The organism is Sphingopyxis sp., assembly GCF_035565275.1.
GTDB lineage: Bacteria > Pseudomonadota > Alphaproteobacteria > Sphingomonadales > Sphingomonadaceae > Sphingopyxis.
Window position 1 is genome coordinate 1 of the sequence record NZ_DATMST010000215.1, and the last position, 16,472, is coordinate 16,472.

The 16,472-nt window shown below is 66.0% G+C and carries 20 protein-coding genes and 1 pseudogene; 8 read left to right on the forward strand and 13 right to left on the reverse strand.

All coding sequences use genetic code 11. The annotated features are described in order from the left end of the window. A pseudogene (locus VN047_RS14880) lies at positions 1 to 400 on the forward strand (hypothetical protein); the annotation flags it as partial. 6 nt (positions 401 to 406) lie between these two features. On the opposite strand, the gene VN047_RS14885 reads toward VN047_RS14880, so the two are convergent. Both VN047_RS14885 and VN047_RS14890 read right to left on the reverse strand, forming a co-directional pair. Continuing rightward, positions 407 to 733, reverse strand: coding sequence for a hypothetical protein (locus tag VN047_RS14885; RefSeq protein ID WP_325543977.1), 327 nt, complete (start codon positions 731 to 733; stop codon positions 407 to 409). Next, positions 730 to 993, reverse strand: coding sequence for a hypothetical protein (locus tag VN047_RS14890; protein WP_325543979.1), 264 nt, complete (start codon positions 991 to 993; stop codon positions 730 to 732). Before VN047_RS14890 ends, VN047_RS14885 begins: the two co-directional genes overlap by 4 nt. 138 nt (positions 994 to 1,131) lie before the next feature. Here VN047_RS14890 and VN047_RS14895 point away from each other — a divergent pair, with 138 nt between their 5' ends. Continuing rightward, on the forward strand, positions 1,132 to 1,800 hold the full coding sequence (locus VN047_RS14895) for a S24 family peptidase (protein ID WP_325543981.1): 669 nt from the start codon (positions 1,132 to 1,134) through the stop codon (positions 1,798 to 1,800). Between the two features lie 20 nt (positions 1,801 to 1,820). Here the strand turns inward: VN047_RS14895 and VN047_RS14900 are convergent, their stop codons facing one another. Beyond that, entirely contained in the window at positions 1,821 to 2,126 is a 306-nt protein-coding gene (locus VN047_RS14900; protein WP_325543983.1) for a hypothetical protein, read from the reverse strand. A 182-nt stretch (positions 2,127 to 2,308) separates the two neighbouring features. Between VN047_RS14900 and VN047_RS14905 the strand changes: the two genes are divergently transcribed. Both VN047_RS14905 and aqpZ read left to right on the forward strand, forming a co-directional pair. Then, the gene (locus VN047_RS14905; RefSeq protein ID WP_325543985.1) at positions 2,309 to 3,595 is read left to right on the forward strand and encodes a methyl-accepting chemotaxis protein; all 1,287 of its coding nucleotides are present in this window, start codon (positions 2,309 to 2,311) and stop codon (positions 3,593 to 3,595) included. A 100-nt stretch (positions 3,596 to 3,695) separates the two neighbouring features. Continuing rightward, positions 3,696 to 4,421, forward strand: coding sequence for an aquaporin Z (aqpZ, locus tag VN047_RS14910; RefSeq protein WP_325543987.1), 726 nt, complete (start codon positions 3,696 to 3,698; stop codon positions 4,419 to 4,421). Between the two features lie 37 nt (positions 4,422 to 4,458). On the opposite strand, the gene galU is transcribed toward aqpZ, so the two are convergent. The 6 genes from galU to VN047_RS14940 all read right to left on the reverse strand — a co-directional run bounded on the left by galU (position 4,459) and on the right by VN047_RS14940 (position 9,330). Beyond that, complete coding sequence (galU, locus tag VN047_RS14915) at positions 4,459 to 5,322, reverse strand: UTP--glucose-1-phosphate uridylyltransferase GalU (protein ID WP_325543989.1); 864 nt, start codon at positions 5,320 to 5,322, stop codon at positions 4,459 to 4,461. A 62-nt stretch (positions 5,323 to 5,384) separates the two neighbouring features. Beyond that, positions 5,385 to 5,885 (reverse strand): OmpA family protein, encoded by a 501-nt coding sequence (locus VN047_RS14920; RefSeq protein ID WP_325543991.1) that lies wholly within the window; start codon positions 5,883 to 5,885, stop codon positions 5,385 to 5,387. Positions 5,886 to 5,904: 19 nt separating this feature from the next. Then, a complete protein-coding gene (locus tag VN047_RS14925; protein ID WP_325543993.1) occupies positions 5,905 to 7,131 on the reverse strand; it encodes a diguanylate cyclase in 1,227 nt (408 codons plus the stop codon). Next, positions 7,128 to 7,622, reverse strand: a complete 495-nt coding sequence (locus VN047_RS14930) for a YfiR family protein (RefSeq protein ID WP_325543995.1) — start codon at positions 7,620 to 7,622, stop codon at positions 7,128 to 7,130. Before VN047_RS14930 ends, VN047_RS14925 begins: the two co-directional genes overlap by 4 nt. Before the next feature lie 188 nt (positions 7,623 to 7,810). Further along, a complete protein-coding gene (msrA, locus tag VN047_RS14935) occupies positions 7,811 to 8,347 on the reverse strand; it encodes a peptide-methionine (S)-S-oxide reductase MsrA (protein WP_325543997.1) in 537 nt (178 codons plus the stop codon). Between the two features lie 56 nt (positions 8,348 to 8,403). Continuing rightward, positions 8,404 to 9,330 (reverse strand): M48 family metallopeptidase, encoded by a 927-nt coding sequence (locus VN047_RS14940; protein WP_325543999.1) that lies wholly within the window; start codon positions 9,328 to 9,330, stop codon positions 8,404 to 8,406. A 102-nt stretch (positions 9,331 to 9,432) separates the two neighbouring features. Between VN047_RS14940 and VN047_RS14945 the strand changes: the two genes are divergently transcribed. The 4 genes from VN047_RS14945 to rpsI all read left to right on the forward strand — a co-directional run bounded on the left by VN047_RS14945 (position 9,433) and on the right by rpsI (position 12,440). Further along, the gene (locus VN047_RS14945) at positions 9,433 to 10,488 is read left to right on the forward strand and encodes a COX15/CtaA family protein (protein WP_325544001.1); all 1,056 of its coding nucleotides are present in this window, start codon (positions 9,433 to 9,435) and stop codon (positions 10,486 to 10,488) included. After that, the gene (locus tag VN047_RS14950; RefSeq protein ID WP_325544003.1) at positions 10,485 to 11,294 is read left to right on the forward strand and encodes a hypothetical protein; all 810 of its coding nucleotides are present in this window, start codon (positions 10,485 to 10,487) and stop codon (positions 11,292 to 11,294) included. Before VN047_RS14945 ends, VN047_RS14950 begins: the two co-directional genes overlap by 4 nt. 169 nt (positions 11,295 to 11,463) lie before the next feature. Beyond that, on the forward strand, positions 11,464 to 11,943 hold the full coding sequence (gene rplM / locus VN047_RS14955) for a 50S ribosomal protein L13 (RefSeq protein WP_325544005.1): 480 nt from the start codon (positions 11,464 to 11,466) through the stop codon (positions 11,941 to 11,943). Then, positions 11,943 to 12,440: a 30S ribosomal protein S9 gene (gene rpsI, locus VN047_RS14960; protein ID WP_325544007.1), complete on the forward strand. Its 498-nt coding sequence runs from the start codon at positions 11,943 to 11,945 to the stop codon at positions 12,438 to 12,440. The genes rplM and rpsI overlap by 1 nt, the downstream gene beginning before the upstream one ends. 73 nt (positions 12,441 to 12,513) lie before the next feature. On the opposite strand, the gene VN047_RS14965 is transcribed toward rpsI, so the two are convergent. From VN047_RS14965 to VN047_RS14980, 4 genes are all read right to left on the reverse strand, one after another. Continuing rightward, positions 12,514 to 13,557, reverse strand: coding sequence for a phosphotransferase family protein (locus VN047_RS14965; protein WP_325544009.1), 1,044 nt, complete (start codon positions 13,555 to 13,557; stop codon positions 12,514 to 12,516). Continuing rightward, positions 13,554 to 14,645: a hypothetical protein gene (locus VN047_RS14970; RefSeq protein WP_325544011.1), complete on the reverse strand. Its 1,092-nt coding sequence runs from the start codon at positions 14,643 to 14,645 to the stop codon at positions 13,554 to 13,556. Before VN047_RS14970 ends, VN047_RS14965 begins: the two co-directional genes overlap by 4 nt. A 64-nt stretch (positions 14,646 to 14,709) precedes the next feature. Further along, positions 14,710 to 15,558, reverse strand: coding sequence for a metallophosphoesterase (locus tag VN047_RS14975; protein ID WP_325544013.1), 849 nt, complete (start codon positions 15,556 to 15,558; stop codon positions 14,710 to 14,712). Further along, complete coding sequence (locus VN047_RS14980) at positions 15,555 to 16,385, reverse strand: diacylglycerol/lipid kinase family protein (protein ID WP_325544015.1); 831 nt, start codon at positions 16,383 to 16,385, stop codon at positions 15,555 to 15,557. The genes VN047_RS14975 and VN047_RS14980 overlap by 4 nt, the downstream gene beginning before the upstream one ends. Positions 16,386 to 16,472 lie beyond the last annotated feature (87 nt).

A 16,472-nucleotide genomic window follows, 5' to 3' on the forward strand; every position in this document is an offset into this window, starting at 1 on the left:
GCCTGCGGGCGGGCTTGGCCCCGTGGATGGCGCTTTCGCCGATGAGTCGGCCGCGCCCGCCTCGTGGCCGGGTGAACCTGCGGAGGCAGCGGTGGACGAGCTGGTGCTCGCCGATCTGGCACCCGGGGGCGAGGTCGAAGCGAGCGATGAACCCTGGCTGCAACCCGCCGAAGTGACCGGGCCGGTTATGCCCGACCCGGCAGACAATTCGCTGGGGGCGATGGTCGCGCGGCTTGAGGCAGGCCTTGCGCGCCGGCGGCAGGATCCCGGCGTTCCCGCTGTGACGACCGCGATTCCGGTGCCCGAGGGCACCAGCCCCGATAGCGAACCCGAAGTCGACCTGGCACTGGAAGCCGCGCTGAGCACGCTGCAACGGATGACCCGCCAGTCGGTCGGCTGACCCCGACTAATCTTCTACCGTCAGAATCTCGATCCGCAGCGTGCCCGGGCCCGCACCGGGTTCGACCGCTATGTCAGCGACGATGTGGCCCGGCAGCGCCCATTCGGCCGCGTTCAGTTCTGCCTGTAGCGCCGCTCCCGTAGGGGCGACCTCGCCCGTCGCAAGATCGCACGGAAACAGGTGGCGCGCGCCCACGAAACTCGCGCTTGCCCACGGGCGAAAGGTCGATGCGCCGAGGCTCAGGCCGGCGGGAAGTGCGCGCGCGAGCAGAAAGCGGATGCGGCGGTGCGGGCAACCGGGGCGCGGCGGCAGGGCAGGGGACCAGCGCATCATGCCTCCACCCTCACATCAAGGCCGCGCGCGGCGCGGGTACGACGATCCCCCTCAGGCGCAACATGGCCCGCGCGACGATCAGCACGCCATTTGTTCATGAAATGTTCCACACGGCATATCAGGCGAAGCCCCGGTTCGCGCCCGCCGCGCAAGTCGCTGACCAGACGCGGATCGTGCACCGCAGCGCGGCCGAAGACGCTCGGCGGCATCGCCGATTCCTTCAGAAAGGCCTCGATCCGTTGCAACAGGCTGCGCTCCATATCTTCCTCCCAGATCGCAATGAAAACCGGGCGACTCACCCGATAGGATATTTCCTATTTGATATTCGTTTTCCTACTTGTCTAGGATAAATCCGCTTGCTAGGAACGAAATAGGAAGGACCAGCCCCAGCGACCGTTATGACCGAACCCGTCCACGATCCACGCGCCGCATTGGACCGTCTCTTGACCGACAAGGGCATCGATTATGCGCGCCTTTCGCAGGTGATCGGGCGCAACCCGGCCTATATCCAGCAATATATCAAGCGCGGTTCGCCGCGGCGGCTGGCCGAGCAGGATCGCGCGCGCATCGCCGCTTATCTGGGCGTGTCCGAAGCGATGCTGGGCGGGCCGGTCCAGCGTGTCGCGAGTGCGGCTCGGTTGCGCGGGCCCGGCATGGTGCTGGTGCCGAAGCTCGCAATCGGCGCGTCGGCAGGGGCGGGCGCCAGTGTCGACGGCGAGGCGGTGGAAGGCGAGGTGGCGTTCGACCCCAAATGGCTGCGCGGTCTGGGCGCGGACCCACGCGCGCTCAGCATCATCCGCGTCGAAGGCGATTCGATGGCGCCGACGCTCGACGATGGCGACGATATACTGGTCGATGGCGGCGATGCCGCGGCGAGGCTGCGCGACGGCATCTATGTGCTGCGGATGGACGATGTGCTGATGGTGAAGCGCGTCGCGCGCGCGCCGGGACCAGGCCGGATTTCGGTGATCAGCGACAATCCGCATTATCGCAGCTGGGACGACCTGCCGATGTCGGCGATCCAGCTTGTCGGGCGCGTCGTCTGGACGGGCCGGCGGGTGAGATAGCGGACCGATGCCGCAGCGCTTCAATAAGGCGCTGCCATCTCCGCCTCGATCTCATGCTCCAGTACCTGCGCGCGCTGGCATTGTTCGGCGTTGCCGCGCTGGCATTTTTGCGCCGCCTTGTCGCGGTCGCGCGACAGCTTGCCGACGCGCTCCTCGCGCTTGCGCAGTTCGCGCCCGCGATTGCGATCGGATTCCTCCTGGCTGGTTGTCGACCAGTCGGCAACCTGACCCACCGCCTTCACCGGCGCCGTCACGACTGTTTTGACCGCGCTGACGCACCCTGCGAGCAGCAGTGCGGTCAAGGCCGCAGCAATGATAATGCGCATAAACCTTCTCCTCGCGGACACCCGCCTCATCGCATAATCGACTTGATCTGAACAGGATGTTGCGATGGAGCGATCATCGCCAACGCCGCGTGTCACATCACTGAAACAATTGGTTAAATTCGTGTTTACCACAGACGCGTAGGGCGAGGCACGAACCATCGCCGCTGCCGGAAGAGAGACGGATGAACGCCATAGACCACGCCCTTTCTCCCGCATCGGGCCATGCGGCGGCGATCGGCGCAGACGCCCATTTGTCGCAGGTTATCGACCTGTTTCGCGGCAATCCCCAATTGCGGGCGCTCGCGGTGCTTGATCGCGAGAAACGGCCGGTCGGAATCATTCGCGAACAGCGGGTGCGCGAATTGCTCTTTTGTCCGTTCTGGTTCTCGCTGATGCAGAATCCGACGATCGGCGGGTCGATCGCATCGATGATCGAGCCTTGCCCGACCGCCGATGTGTCGCGATCGACGACCGACTTGTTGCGCATCGCGGCGCGATCGTCAGGACAGGAGGAGCTCATTCTGGTCGATGGCGGGCGGTTCGTCGAAACGCTCGATAGCGGTCAGCTTGCCAAGCTCGCGATGCTGCGCGAAGTCGAGTTGGCGCAGGAGAGCGCGGCGCGGACGGCGCGCGTCGACGGCGCCGGACAACAGTTTCAGCAGGACATCACCGCGCTCACCGCCGCATTGTCCGAAATGGCACGCAAGGTCGAGGCGGTCGCCGGCGCCCTGTCCGATCGCGCGCGTCAGACGGGCCGCGACGCGGTGACCGTGGCAGGTGCCACCGCGCAGACGTTGGCGGGCTTGCAGGAACTCGGCGATCGCGGCCATGCGCTTGCCGCCACGATGACCCGGATCGTCGACGATGGATCGCGCGCCCGCGCGGTCCGCGGCGACGCGCATCAGAAGGTCAGGCAAGCGAGCGAACGCGCGACCGCGCTGAAGGCCGCGAGCCAGTCAATCGAACATATGCTCGCGCTGATCATCGATATGGCGGGCCGGACGAACATGCTCGCGCTCAACGCGGGGATCGAGGCGGCGCGCGCGGGCGACGCGGGGCGCGGCTTCGCGGTCGTCGCATCCGAAGTGAAGACGCTGGCCAGCCAGACGCGCGTCGCGGCCGGCGACATCACCCGATATGTCGACAGGATTCGCGATATCGTGGGGCAGGTCGCTGCCGGCTTTGCCGAGGTCGAAAAGGCGATCGACGCCAACAATGATTTCTCCGACGCAATCGACCGTGCCGTCGACGGACAGAGCGCGACGACTCTGACGATCGCGACCTATGTCGAGCAAGCGGTATTCGCGGGCCGCGAAATCGACGCGCGGGTCCACGAGATCGGACGCGGAGCGACCGCGGTCGGTGACGATGCCCAGGCGCTCGGCCAATTATCCGCCGGCTTGTCTCAAGCGGCGCTGTCGCTGGACCGGCGCGCGCGCGACTTCGTCGAAGCGGTTGCGATCGCGTGAATTTGCCGTGTTTCGCAAGGGGTTGCCCGATGGCGCAGCCCTGATAGGATGACGTTCGCGCCGGAGGCGTCCGTGGCCGTCGGCGGGGAGGAGGGTCATCATGACGAATGTCCAAAAGGGTTTGGCCGAATTTATCGGCACGTTCTGGCTTGTCTTCGGCGGTTGCGGCAGTGCGGTGCTCGCCGCGGCGTTCCCCGATGTCGGTATCGGATTGCTCGGCGTTTCGCTCGCTTTCGGTTTGACGGTCGTCACCATGGCCTATGCGATCGGCCATATTTCGGGTTGCCACCTCAATCCCGCGGTCACCGTGGGGCTGTGGGCGGGCGGGCGTTTCGATGCGCGCGAAATCCCGCTCTATGTCGTCGCGCAGGTGCTTGGCGCGATCGTTGCGGCGTTCCTGCTTTTTTATATTGCCAGCGGCAGCCCGGCTTATGATCTCGCGACCAATGGTCTTGCGGCCAACGGCTTCGGTGAAGGTTCGCCGGGCGGCTATGACATCTGGTCGGGTTTCCTTATCGAGATCGTGCTGACCGCCTTCTTCCTGTGGATCATCATGGGATCGACCGACGGCCGCGCCCCCGCGGGCTTCGCGCCGATCGCGATCGGCCTTGCCCTGACCTTGATCCACCTGATTTCGATCCCGGTGACCAACACGTCGGTCAATCCGGCGCGCAGCACCGGTCCCGCGCTTGTTGTCGGCGGGCTGGCGTTCAAACAGCTCTGGCTGTTCTGGGTCGCGCCGATCATCGGCGGCGTGGTGGGCGGTCTGCTCTACAAGACACTCGGAGCCGACAGCTTCCCGAAACCGAATATCGAGGGCGAATGATCGCCATGCCGGCGGGGGCGTAAAGCCGCCGCCGGTTCTATTTCAGCAAGTCGATCGCAAAGGCGCGAACTTCGTCGGCCATGTCGGGGCGTGCGAGCGCGACGGCGAGATTGGCCTGGATATAGCCCGCCTTCGATCCGCAGTCGTAGCGCGCGCCGTCGAAGGTCACGGCGTGGAAGGGCTGGTTGCCGATCATCGTCGCCATCGCGTCGGTCAGCTGGATTTCCCCGCCCGCGCCCTTTTCCTGTCCCTCGAGGACACGCATCACCTCGGGCTGGAGGATGTAGCGGCCCGAGATGATCAGGTTCGATGGCGCGGCGTCGACCGCCGGCTTTTCGACGAGACCGGTGACCTCCGTCAGCGCGCCGTCGCGGGCGCCGGGCGCGATCACGCCGTAGCTCGATACCTGTTCGCGCGGCACTTCGATGACCGAGATCAGATTGCCGCCGACCTTGTTATACGCATCGACCATCTGTTTCATGCAGCCGGGCGATCCGTGCATGAATTCGTCGGGAAGAAAGATGGCGAAAGGCTCGTCGCCGACGATATCGCGCGCGCACCAGATCGCGTGGCCGAGGCCCAGGGGTTCCTGCTGCCGGACATAGGCGCAATTGCCGGGGCCGAGCCGCGTCGGTTCGAGCACCGACAGATCCTTGCCGCGTTCCGACATCGTCTTTTCAAGTTCGAACGCGACGTCGAAATGATCCTCGATCGCGCTCTTGCCGCGGCCGGTGACGAAGATCATCTGCTCGAGCCCTGCCTCGCGCGCCTCGTCGACCGCATACTGGATCAGCGGCCGGTCGACGACGGGCAGCATTTCCTTGGGGATCGCCTTGGTCGCGGGCAGGAAGCGGGTGCCGAGGCCGGCAACGGGGAAGACGGCTTTGCGGATCGGTTTCATGTTCGACGACTTAGCCGCGAACGCCCGTCAAGAAAAGCCGGGAAGGCCGTTGTCGCAGCGGCCTATTGCGGCGTGACGATCACGACGACGCGCCGGTTGTCCTGACGCCCCTCGACTGTGGCGTTGCTCGACATCGGCACCGATTCGCCGCGCCCCACGATCTGGTCGGCGGTGAACTGCATGCCGCCGGCCTGCATCGGCGCAGCCACCGCCTGTGCGCGGGCCTGCGAGAGGGCCAGATTATAAGCGGCGGTCCCGGTCGAATCGGTGTGACCTTCGACCCGCGCGGTCGCGATACCCACCGAAACGAGCTTCTGCGCGATATCACTGATACGCTGTTGCTGGTCGGGCGACACGCTGCTTTCGTTCGACGGGAAGAGCAGCCGTTCGGGCATGCTGAGCGTCCAGTCGGCCCCGGTTTCGACGAAACCCTGTGACTGGAGGACGGCAACCTGTTCGGGCGTAAAGCCGGTGACGGGCGGCACGCTCTGGCACGCGGCGAGCAGCGCGGCGAAGCCTGCGAGGAAAAGGATTCGGATCGATCGGGGGAATTCGAAAGTCACGGCGTCTCTCCGTTGGTCATCAACTGGAACGGTTGGTCATCTTGTCGCTGTACATCGCGGCATCGGCGGCGGTGAGCAGCGCGGTCGCATTGTCGCCGTCATCGGGAAAGACCGCGACGCCGACGCTGACCGCCGCGCGATAGGTTTCGCCTCCCGGCAGCGCGATGGGCTGCGATACGCAGGCGCGAATCCGGTTCGCAAGCTGGTCGGGAACGGCTTCGGTGTCGAGCGGGTCGATAAGGACGATGAACTCGTCCCCGCCGATCCGCGCCGCGAAATCGCCCTTGCGAAGCGTTTCCTTGATGCATGTCGACATCGCGACGAGCACGGTGTCGCCCGCGGTATGGCCGAAATTGTCGTTCGCCGCCTTGAAATTGTCTGCGTCGATGAAAAGCAGGGCAAAGCGGTCGCCATGAGCCGTCGCCGCCGCGATACGCTCTGCCAGCTGCTCGTCGAAGGCGGCGCGGTTCGGCATCGCGGTGAGCGTGTCGTGCGAGGCGCGGTGCGCGAGCAGCGCATGCTCGCTTTCCATATGTCCCTGCCAGCCCTGCAATTCGTCGAGCAGCGCGTTGATATCGCCGCCCAGCCGGTCGAGTTCGGCGATGCCGAGCGGCTGGACGCGCTTGTCGAACCGGCGGTGCAGGCGCACGTCGTGGGCGACGGTGGCGATCTCGTTGAGCGGTTTTACCAGCTCATATTCGAACCGCCGGGCAAGAAAGATCGTGCCGAGCGCGGTGATGAAGAGGCAGCCGAGCCCGGCGAGCAATCCGATACGGACATAGTCGATCAGGGTCGAGCTGTCGCCCCATACCTCGATCGTGCCGATCGGCGACCCGTTGCGCTGGACCGATACCGCGAAGGGGCGCGGAAAGAAGATGCGGGTGAGCACCGGGGCGGGGTCGGCGACCGGCGATGTCCACTGGGTGAGCGGCCGGCCGCGATCGTCGAGCACGCGCAGCCGGGCGATGCCGGGAATGCGGGTCAGCGGCTCGAGCCCCTCGCGGACCGCGTGCGGATCGTTGAACACCAGTGCCGGTTCGACGCCATAGGCGCCGAGCTGCGCCGCCAGTTCCATATTGCGGTCGGCATAGCCGCGCAGCGCCGTCACCCCGGCGAGCAGGATGGTAAGGCCGGACAGCGCCACAGCGAACAGCGTAATACCGAAATGAAAACGCGACAGCAGCTTTTGCAGCGTGGTGCGCGGGCCAATCCGTTCGGCGATGCGGGGCTGGTTCGGCGCGGTCATGAGGACCCTCCACCGCCGCCGATGCGGAGCACGCGCGGGTCGATCCGGAGCGGGCCGCGTCCGATGGCGTCGAGATTTACCGAGAAGCTGAGGCTCGCCGCCTTGTTGTTGAGGCAGAACATGGCCCCGTAAATGCAGGCGGCATCGTCGTCGGTGATCGTCAGGATAGGGCGTCCGCGTACCCAAGCGATCAATTGCCGCCGGTCGGCGACCGGCATCTTGCCAAGGAACAGGATATCGCAATCGGTGCGGTCGGTCGCGGTCGCCGCGTTCATGAGGCGAACGGCGATCGAGCCCGGGCCGGGGATGTCAGGCGCCATCCGGTCGGTCAATCGCGGCGTTCCGACAAGGCACATCACGCGCGTGCTTGCCGCCGATCCGTCGGGCCAGCGGACATAGCTTGCGATGCCGCCGATCATCCGGTTGACGGCGCGGGTCATTCCGCCCGAGCCGTCCTCGACAACCGTCTGGCTTGCGGCCTGGACCGACATCTGGGGCGTCGTGAACAACGCGCCAATCAGAAACAGCGATGCCAGCACCCGGCAGCGACCCCCAACTGCGTCTCGGGGCATCCTGCCCCAGCGAAGGGGCGTCCGCTAGACAAAACAACTGGAAAGTCAATGAAAAGCGACGTCATGCAGCCTTATTGCCACAGTGGCCGGGATGTCCGTGCGAGCCCTCAGTCGGTACGCAAGCGGTCGCCGAACCCCTTGCGCAGCTTTGCGAGCTTGGGCGGGATGACTGCCATGCAATAGGGATTGCGCTGGCCTTCTCCCTCCCAATAGGCCTGATGATAGTCCTCGGCCGGATACCAGTCGGACGCGGTTTCGATCGTGGTAACGATGGGCGCTGGCCACTCGGCGCCCGCGCGTTCGATCCCTGCGCGCGCAGCATCGGCCTGTGCGGCATCGAGCGGAAAGACCGCGCTGCGATACTGGGTGCCGATATCATTGCCCTGGCGGTTGAGCTGCGTCGGATCATGCGTCGCGAAGAAGACGTCGAGCAGGTCGTCATAGGAAATGATGGCCGGGTCGAAGGCGATGCGGATCGCCTCGGCATGGCCGGTCTCGCCGCCGCAAACCTGCTTGTACGTCGGGTCGGGAACGGTGCCGCCGATATAGCCGCTTTCGACGCCGTCGACACCGTCCAGCGACTGGAACACGGCTTCGGTGCACCAGAAGCAGCCTCCGGCGAAGATGGCGGTCTCACGGGTCATGGCTCTGTCCTTGTTGGGGAGAAACGGAAGGATGATGAAATAGGGTGCGCGCGGGGCTATTCCAAGGGCGGCGGTGTATCGATCCATGCCGGATGCGCAGCGGGATCGGCGGCGCGCGCCGTCCGCATCGCCGCCATCTCGCCCTCCAGCGCCGCGATGCGCTCGCTGCGCGGCGGATGCGAGGCATCGCGGATCAGGGGGCGCTTGTGGCGATCCCAGAACCGGATCGCGGCGGCGGGATCATAGCCGGCACCCGTCATCAACCATACCGACAGCCGGTCGGCCTCGAACTCGGTCTGCCGGACGCGCGACGCCGACCGGTTGGAGCCCAGCCGGGCGCGGTGGCGCAGGATATTGTGGGCCAGCTCGTGCGCGACGACAGCGGCGAGTTCGTTGTCGTCGTCGATCGATTGCGCCAGCTTTAACGTCAGGCGCACGAGCATTCCGTTTGCCGCCGCCTGCGCCCCGCGCAGCTCGATACGGAAGGCGCTCGCGCAACCCGGCGCCGGAGGGATTTGGTAGAGACGTCCTCCAGCATCGGTGATCGTCCATGCGGCAGCGGGGTCGAGCGCGGCGACCTTGACGATGACTGTGTCGATCCGGATCGTCGGCTCGTCGCCGGGCGGCGCGATCGCCTCGCCATTTATCGCGGCGATCCGGGTGCCGCGCGCCAGTCCGGCGCGCCCGGCGGGTGAGCCGGGGGCGACGGCCGCGACGAATGGTCCATCGGCGTCGCCGTAGGTCTCGCTCGCGGCGGCGCGGTCGCCTTGTTCGAACCGGCGCAAGTCACCAAGAATCCATCCCGGTTGCGGCACGGTTTCAGGGCACCAGCCAGCGTTCGCGGCCGTCAACCGGTACGAAATGGTCGCAAGCCGCGTCTCCTGATGCGCAAGCGCGGCGTAATAGGCCGCATCGCGCGCGGCCGCCGGTGCAGGCGGTAGCGCGAGCGTCGAGAGAAGGAGGCAAGCGCCGAGATTTCGCATGCCTGCCTGTTACCAAGCGACCCCTGTCGGGGCCATGAATTTTACCCGGGTAGGTCATTCCGCCCCCTTGCCTATCGCAGGGCAAGCGACGATAGGGCGGCGATGACCGAAGTTTCGCTCAATTCCGCCATCGATCGCACCACCGGCGCCCCGCGTCCGGCGGCGCTCGCACGCTGGCTCTGGACCGTCGCGCTGCTCGTGATCGCCGTTGTCGCGGTGGGCGGCATCACGCGGCTGACCGAATCGGGGCTGTCGATCACCGAATGGCGCCCGGTTTCGGGTGTATTGCCGCCGCTGAACGAAGCCGACTGGGTCAGGGAATTCGAAAAATACAAGCAAATCCCTGAATACAGAGAGATCAATCTCGGCATGACGCTCGCCGGCTTCAAGGCGATCTTTTTCTGGGAATGGCTGCACCGCATCCTGGGCCGCCTCGTTGGCATGGCGCTGGTGATTCCGCTCGTCTGGTTCGCATGGCGCCGCGCGATCCCGGCGGGATATGGCTGGCGGCTTCTTGCGCTCGCCGCGCTCGTGGGCCTGCAGGGCGCAATCGGCTGGTGGATGGTCGCATCGGGGCTCGAATATCGTGTCGATGTCAGCCATTTCCGGCTGGCGACGCATTTGCTGACGGCGCTTTTCCTTCTCGCAGGGCTGGTTTGGACCGCGCGCGATCTCGATGCACTGGCGCGCAATCCGGCGGCGCGCCCGGCGCGGCTGACGGGCACCGTATGGGGCGTCATCGGCATCCTGTTCGTGCAATTGCTGCTTGGCGCATGGGTGGCGGGGCTCAACGCCGGCTATGTGGCGAGCAGCTGGCCGCTGATGAACGATCATTTCGTGCCCGAGGGGATCGACTGGGCGGGCGGTGCATGGCTGGCGTTCACCAACGATCCGTTCCTGATCCACTTCCTGCATCGCTGGTGGTCGTGGGTGGCCGCGGCCGCGCTGTTGCTGCTCGCACGGGCACTCCTCAAACACGGCGCGCGTACCGAGGCGCGGCTGGTGGTCGCGGTCGTCGCGGCGCAGATGCTGCTCGGCATATGGACCGTCGTGTCGGGCGTCTCGATGTGGGTCGCTGTGCTGCACCAGGTGACCGGCGCGATCCTCGTCGCGACCGCAGCGGCGGCGATGCACCGGCTGGGCCGGCGCGAGACATGATGCGGGCGGGGTGGCTGGGCAGCGCATTGCTGTTGCTCGCGGCCCTGCCGATGCCATCCTTGGCGGACGACACGCCGGCGGCTGCATCCCGGCAAGTCGCGTTCGCCCCGCCCGTCGGCCAGCCGTTGACTTATCGGGTTACGACGCGCCGTATCGGCCGTGACGGATCGCTCGTCAGTTTTTCGCTGGTCTATGCGCTGCAATGGCATCGTGCCGGGCGGGGTTACCGTCTCGAGGCGGCTTTGCAGCGGATCGATTCGGATGCGCGGCCGGAGGTGGTCCGGGCGCTTACCTTGCTGTTGCAGCCGCTGGTTGGCGAAGCGATGGCCTATCTGGTCTCTCCCGATGGCAGCAATATCACCCTTGTCGATCCCGAGGGACTGTGGGAGCGGGTGACGGTGCGCGCCCAGACCGCTGGCGCCGAAGCCGGTCGCCCCGAAGCGAGACAGGTCGCGCAGTTGCTCGCTGCGCTTTCGCCGGCCCAGCGCGACGACCTGGCTACCGCCGACATCCGCGCGCTCGTGGCTCCCGCCAACGAGGCTATTTCGTTCGCTGCGCAGGCGGACGGCGCAAGTGTTTCGGCGATGGAGGGGGCGCTGCGGACGATTGCGCAGGTCGAGCGCGATTCTGCGGCGGTCGGCGGCGGTGCGCAGCCGCTGGAAATCGATAATCTGTGGACCCTCGATACCGAAACGGGGCTGGTCATGCGCGAGCAGCGGCAGAGCTGGATCGTCGAAGCTGGCGGCGATGCGCGGACGCTGGTCGAGGAGCAGGTCCGCACACTGGAACTGGCTCCCCAGATATGAGGGTATCATAATACCTGTCAGGAAAGCCGCGCAATGCTTGACTTTCCGGTTGTTTGGCGTCATTGGCCCGCTCCGAAGCGCCGCTCAGTCCTTCATGGATCAGGCGGCGCGGTTTGTTTCGGGCGGCGCGTGCCGTTCGTCCTAGTCCATCTCTGTCAAGGAGCGTGCCATGAAGGCGCTGACCAAGACGACTGCATCGGCGAACGCCGCGACGGTCGAAAAGAAATGGGTGCTGATCGACGCCGAGGGTCTCGTTGTGGGCCGCGTTGCTTCGATTATCGCCAACATCCTGCGCGGCAAGCACAAGCCGTCGTTCACCCCGCACGTCGATTGCGGTGACAATGTCATCGTCATCAACGCCGAGAAGGTGGCGTTCACCGGCAAGAAGCTGCAGGACAAGCGTTACTACAAGCACACCGGTTATGCCGGTGGCATCAAGGAAACGAGCCCGGCGAAGATCCTCGAAGGCCGTTTCCCCGAGCGCGTGCTCGAAAAGGCCGTCGAACGCATGATCCCGCGCGGCCCGCTCGGCCGTCAGCAGATGCGCAACCTGCGCGTTTTCGCCGGCGCTGAACATCCGCATGAAGGGCAGAGCCCCGAAGTGATCGACGTCGCGTCGATGAACCGCAAGAACAAGGTGGGTGCATAATGGCTGACGAACAGACCATGACCGATCTCAAGGACCTCGCCGGTGCCGTCGAAAGCACCGTCGCTCCCCAGATCTCGAACGCGCCGCTGCGCGAGAAGATCGTCGACAAGCAGGGCCGCGCCTATGCGACCGGCCGCCGCAAGGACGCCGTCGCCCGCGTATGGGTCAAGCCCGGCACGGGCAAGATCACCGTCAACGGCCGCGACCAGGAAGCCTATTTCGCGCGTCCGACGCTGCGTCTCGTCATCAACCAGCCGTTCGGCCTCACCGACCGCGTCGGTGCCTATGACGTGATCGCGACCGTCAAGGGCGGCGGTCTGTCGGGCCAGGCTGGCGCCGTGCTGCACGGCATCGCGCAGGCGCTGACCCGTTTCGAACCCGCGCTTCGCGGCGTTGTGAAGACGGCTGGCTTCCTGACCCGCGACAGCCGCGCCGTCGAGCGCAAGAAGTACGGCAAGGCCAAGGCCCGCCGCAGCTTCCAGTTCTCGAAGCGCTAATACGCTTTTTCCGTCGACGGACGGAGAAGGGAAGGGCGGTCCGGCAACGGGCCGCCCTTTTCGTATACCCTGGCTACAGCAGGTCGAGGCTTTCCAGCGCCAGCGCCTGTCGTGCCGGCCGTTCGGCCATCACCGCGAACATCTCGTCGCCGCGCGTGGTGCGCTCGACGCTCATCGACGCGAAGACCGCCATGAAATAGCCGCTCAAGGCGCCGATCCGGTAGTCGGTCCACAGCCCGGCCTCGTCCGGCGAGACGCCGCGCCGGTCGAGCGCGGCGATCCAGCAATCGAAGGCGGGCCGGTCGGCTGCCGCGCGCTCGGCGGGATCCGCGATGCTGGTGCCAACCAGATAGGCCAGGTCGCCTGCGCCGCTGCCGCGCCCCAGCGTCTGCCAGTCGATCAGCCAGCAGCGCCCGCCGTCGGGCGCGAAGAGGATGTTGTCGATCCTGAGATCGCCATGAACGATCGTGCGCGCCGCGGGCTCGCGTGCCAGATAGGCGTCGAGCCGGTCGACGATTCCGGCGCCGAGGTCGAGCACCGCCGGGTCGAGACGCGCCGCATAGCGTTCGCGGAAACCAAGGTAGAATTGCGGAAAGAGCGTGCGGATGAGGTCGCCATTGTCCCGCGACAGCCAGGGCAATGTCCCGAGCCGCGGATCGTCCCAGAGCAACGCATGCAGGCCCGCGGCGGCGTCGATGCAAGGGAGCAAACCCGAAAGGGCGGTTCCGGCAAGCTGGTCGCCCTGCCGCGCCGGCGCGAGATCGGACAGGATCAGCACGAAATCGACATCGTCGTCCGCGATGTCGGCATGGTAGCAATGCGGCGCCGCGACGCCGCTGCCCGCCGCCAGTTCGCGGTACCAGCTGACTTCCTTGACGTAGGTGCCGGTCAGTTTCGCAATGTTGCGGCTCGCCTCATCATGGCTGGGGCATTTTGCGACGACGCTGGCGGGCCCCCCAACCGGTTCCGCCCAGTCGAGCGTGAGGCGAAAGCTGTCGCACATCTGCCCGGTGCCAACGGGGGTGGCGGTGAAGCTGCGTAGCGCTTCGGGCTCTTGCCCCAGTTTTTCCGCAAGCCATGCCGGCGACATGGCATCGGGCGAAGTCGGAAAGCTCAAGGCGCTGGGTCCATAAGGCCGGCAAGGCCGGTCGGTTCATGCGGTCCGACGAACAATTGTTCCAGCACTCCGGCGCCGTGATGGACACTGTCGCCGTCGACGAGTTCGGCGGTGACCAGGGCCTGGATGTGCATCGCCAGCGGGTTGCCCCAGCCGCGCCCGGTTTCGGACAGGCTGTCGTGCGCAACGGCAAGTTCGGGTCCGTGATCGAGGCCGTGGCCCCATGCCGGATGGGTGTAGCCAAGCCCGCTCATCGCGAAAACCGGCCCTGCGGGGGTCAGCGTCAGCGACCGGTCGTTGCCGAAATCGGCGGTCATCTTCGCGATCCGCCGCGTTCCCGCCTGCCATTCGGCGCCGAAAGTCGCGCTATCGAAATGGCGCTCGGTCCCGCCATCGCCGATGATGACGGCGCGGCGGTTCCACGGATTGCCCGCGCCATCGTCGTTGCTGTGGAAGAAAAGCGAGCTGCCGTTGAAATTGCACGGGGTCCACAACCAGAAGAACTGGTTGAAATTGCCCTCGGGCGGCGGCTGCGGCTCGCTTGCGCCGACGGGGCGGACGCCCCAGCTGCGGTCGCGCGTTCCCGCCCAGTCGGCATTGGCATCGACGCGCCGGCCATCGACCGACAGCCAGCCCGACCAATGGCCGTTCTGCGTCATGCGCGTGTAGTCCATGAACAGGCGTGTGCCGTTGCGGCGGATGAAGCGTGGTTCCTCGATCGGGAAATGGCGGCCGGCAAAGCGCAACTCGCCCGCGAGTAGCCCGTCATTCGGCGCGATACGCAGCGTGACGATTTCGAGCGGGACGTCGATGTCGAGCGCGATCGGACCGACCGACAGATTCAGTCGCTCGCCGCCCGAACGACGGCTGGCGCGCAGGTTGTGCTGCACCCCTTCGACGATGACGCAAAAGCTCGCGTCGACGATGCCGAGCTGCGGATAAAATCCCATCGCCGCGGCGAAGAAGACCGATCCGTCGGGCGAATAGCCGTTGAAGAAATAGCGGTCGTAAAAATTGCGGTCGGTGCCGGCGAACGCGATCGGTTCGCTGGTCTGGTGCAACGGAAAATCGTCGCCTTTTGTCAGCATAGTCCTCATCCCGTTTTTTGTTGCAACCTAACGGGCCGCCGGGATGCGTCAATGGGGTGCGGCGTCAATGCACCGGTGGGTCGACCGGCGGCACGGCCGCGACAGGAGCCACCGGCTCCCCGGGTTCGCGCGGCGGCAGCGCGTCGGGTGGTACATCGTCGATCTGCATGTCGGGGGTCGGGACATGTTCGAGGTTGCGTACCCGCACCGAAATTGCTGCGCCTTCAACGGTAAGGTCGTTGAAGCCGGGCGGGGTCGAACGAATGCGCTGCGACAGCGTGCCGGCACCAATCATGCGAATCGGACCGGCGGCCGTCTCTTTCACAAGATCGAAGGCGTCGTGGACGTGCCCCGTGAGCACTGCGGCGACGCCGCGCTTTGCCAGCGCCGCTAGCGCGCGTTCGCCGCCGCGGGTCAGTGCGCGCCCCTTCGTGCCCGCTTCGACGAGCGGATGATGTGCGGTAACGAGAACGGCGGTACCCGGCGGCAGCATATCGATGGCGGCGAGCGTCTTTTCCAGTGCCTTGCCGGTTACCCATCCTTTCGACCAGTCGAACCGCCACTGCGCGCGCGCGGTGGTCTTGAGCGGGACAACCGCGACGCCCGCGAGGTCGAGCTCGCGCTCGACAAGCCGCTCGATCCCGCGAATCCGGCGATAGGGATAAAAGAATCGGGCGACCGGATTGAAATAGGGAAGGTCATGGTTGCCGACCTCGACCGTCACCGGCACGTCGAGCGTGCCGATCCAGTCGCAGGCCGCGGCGAACTCGCGGCTGCGCGCGCGCATCGTCAGGTCGCCGGTGATCAAAACCGCGTCGGGGCGTTCGCGCCGCACGCAACCGGCGAACCAGTCCATCGCAGCACGGTCCTCGAGTCCGAAATGCAGGTCACTGATATGGAAAAGCCGGGTCATGCCGTCGCGATGAAATCGACGGCGCTCGTCCCCAGTTCGAAGCTTGCTGGCGATTTCGCCTCGCCGAGCTCGCCGTCATATTCAAGGCTGATGGGGGCTTCGCTTTCGAGAAGGATCGTTTCCCCCGTCACGATATCCTCGCTCGGCCCGTCGCGGAAATCGCCGCCGAGCCAGGCAAGGCCATGACGCAGCACGTCGGCCGTACCTTCGGTCAATATTCCGTCGGCGCGGATGCCGTGCGCAGTCGGGGTGAGGATGATCGCCGGATAGGCCTGACCATGCCCGGAAACCGCGACGCCCGGGGCGTTCATCATCTCGTCGAGCGCGTCGGGCGCCGACCGGCTCGCCTCGATCAGCCCGTCCTGCCGCATCGTTTCGCGCACCTCGGCCCATCGCGTCGCGGGGCCGGCGACGATCGTGATGAAGGCGTCGCCGCCATCGGAGCGGATTACAGGCACTGGCCGCCGGCGGCCGTTGCCCTGCAGCGCATCGGACAGGATTTCGGGCACTGGCCGATCACCGTGAAGCTCTTTCGACAGAAGGTTGAGCGTGCCGCCGGGCAGCGGCAGGACCGCGCCGTTCCAACCTGCAGCCCGCGTCGCCGCCGCGTTGATCGTTCCGTCGCCGGTCCAGACGAGCAGCAGGTCGATACCGCGCCGTTCGAGTTCGGCGGTATCGGGGATTTCGTCATCCGGCAGCACAAAGGTTGCGGCGAGCGGCGCTCCCGACGTACGGCAGATCTCCGTAATTTCGCCGAGAACGGCTTCGTCGTGGCTGCCGCTCTGGCTGTTGCAGACAAGGGCGGGGCGAGAAAAATGGCTGGTCATTGCACCTTTCTACGCACGAACGCGGAAAAGGTGGCGATCGATATCGCGCAGCCGTCTTGTTCCCCGCGTCACCGCCCTGTAGGGCGC

Excerpts from the sequence above, each read along its gene's own strand:
- VN047_RS14895 (WP_325543981.1), top strand. The coding sequence starts at position 1,132 with ATGACCGAACCCGTCCACGATCCACGCGCCGCATTGGACCGTCTCTTG.
- VN047_RS14945 (WP_325544001.1), top strand. The coding sequence starts at position 9,433 with ATGACCGAAGTTTCGCTCAATTCCGCCATCGATCGCACCACCGGCGCC.
- VN047_RS14975 (WP_325544013.1), bottom strand. The coding sequence starts at position 15,558 with ATGACCCGGCTTTTCCATATCAGTGACCTGCATTTCGGACTCGAGGAC.
- VN047_RS14930 (WP_325543995.1), bottom strand. The coding sequence starts at position 7,622 with ATGTCGGTCCAGGCCGCAAGCCAGACGGTTGTCGAGGACGGCTCGGGC.
- VN047_RS14905 (WP_325543985.1), top strand. The coding sequence starts at position 2,309 with ATGAACGCCATAGACCACGCCCTTTCTCCCGCATCGGGCCATGCGGCG.
- msrA (WP_325543997.1), bottom strand. The coding sequence starts at position 8,347 with ATGACCCGTGAGACCGCCATCTTCGCCGGAGGCTGCTTCTGGTGCACC.
- VN047_RS14950 (WP_325544003.1), top strand. The coding sequence starts at position 10,485 with ATGATGCGGGCGGGGTGGCTGGGCAGCGCATTGCTGTTGCTCGCGGCC.
- VN047_RS14900 (WP_325543983.1), bottom strand. The coding sequence starts at position 2,126 with ATGCGCATTATCATTGCTGCGGCCTTGACCGCACTGCTGCTCGCAGGG.
- VN047_RS14885 (WP_325543977.1), bottom strand. The coding sequence starts at position 733 with ATGATGCGCTGGTCCCCTGCCCTGCCGCCGCGCCCCGGTTGCCCGCAC.
- rpsI (WP_325544007.1), top strand. The coding sequence starts at position 11,943 with ATGGCTGACGAACAGACCATGACCGATCTCAAGGACCTCGCCGGTGCC.
- VN047_RS14940 (WP_325543999.1), bottom strand. The coding sequence starts at position 9,330 with ATGCGAAATCTCGGCGCTTGCCTCCTTCTCTCGACGCTCGCGCTACCG.
- VN047_RS14980 (WP_325544015.1), bottom strand. The coding sequence starts at position 16,385 with ATGACCAGCCATTTTTCTCGCCCCGCCCTTGTCTGCAACAGCCAGAGC.
- aqpZ (WP_325543987.1), top strand. The coding sequence starts at position 3,696 with ATGACGAATGTCCAAAAGGGTTTGGCCGAATTTATCGGCACGTTCTGG.
- VN047_RS14970 (WP_325544011.1), bottom strand. The coding sequence starts at position 14,645 with ATGCTGACAAAAGGCGACGATTTTCCGTTGCACCAGACCAGCGAACCG.
- rplM (WP_325544005.1), top strand. The coding sequence starts at position 11,464 with ATGAAGGCGCTGACCAAGACGACTGCATCGGCGAACGCCGCGACGGTC.
- galU (WP_325543989.1), bottom strand. The coding sequence starts at position 5,322 with ATGAAACCGATCCGCAAAGCCGTCTTCCCCGTTGCCGGCCTCGGCACC.
- VN047_RS14925 (WP_325543993.1), bottom strand. The coding sequence starts at position 7,131 with ATGACCGCGCCGAACCAGCCCCGCATCGCCGAACGGATTGGCCCGCGC.
- VN047_RS14890 (WP_325543979.1), bottom strand. The coding sequence starts at position 993 with ATGGAGCGCAGCCTGTTGCAACGGATCGAGGCCTTTCTGAAGGAATCG.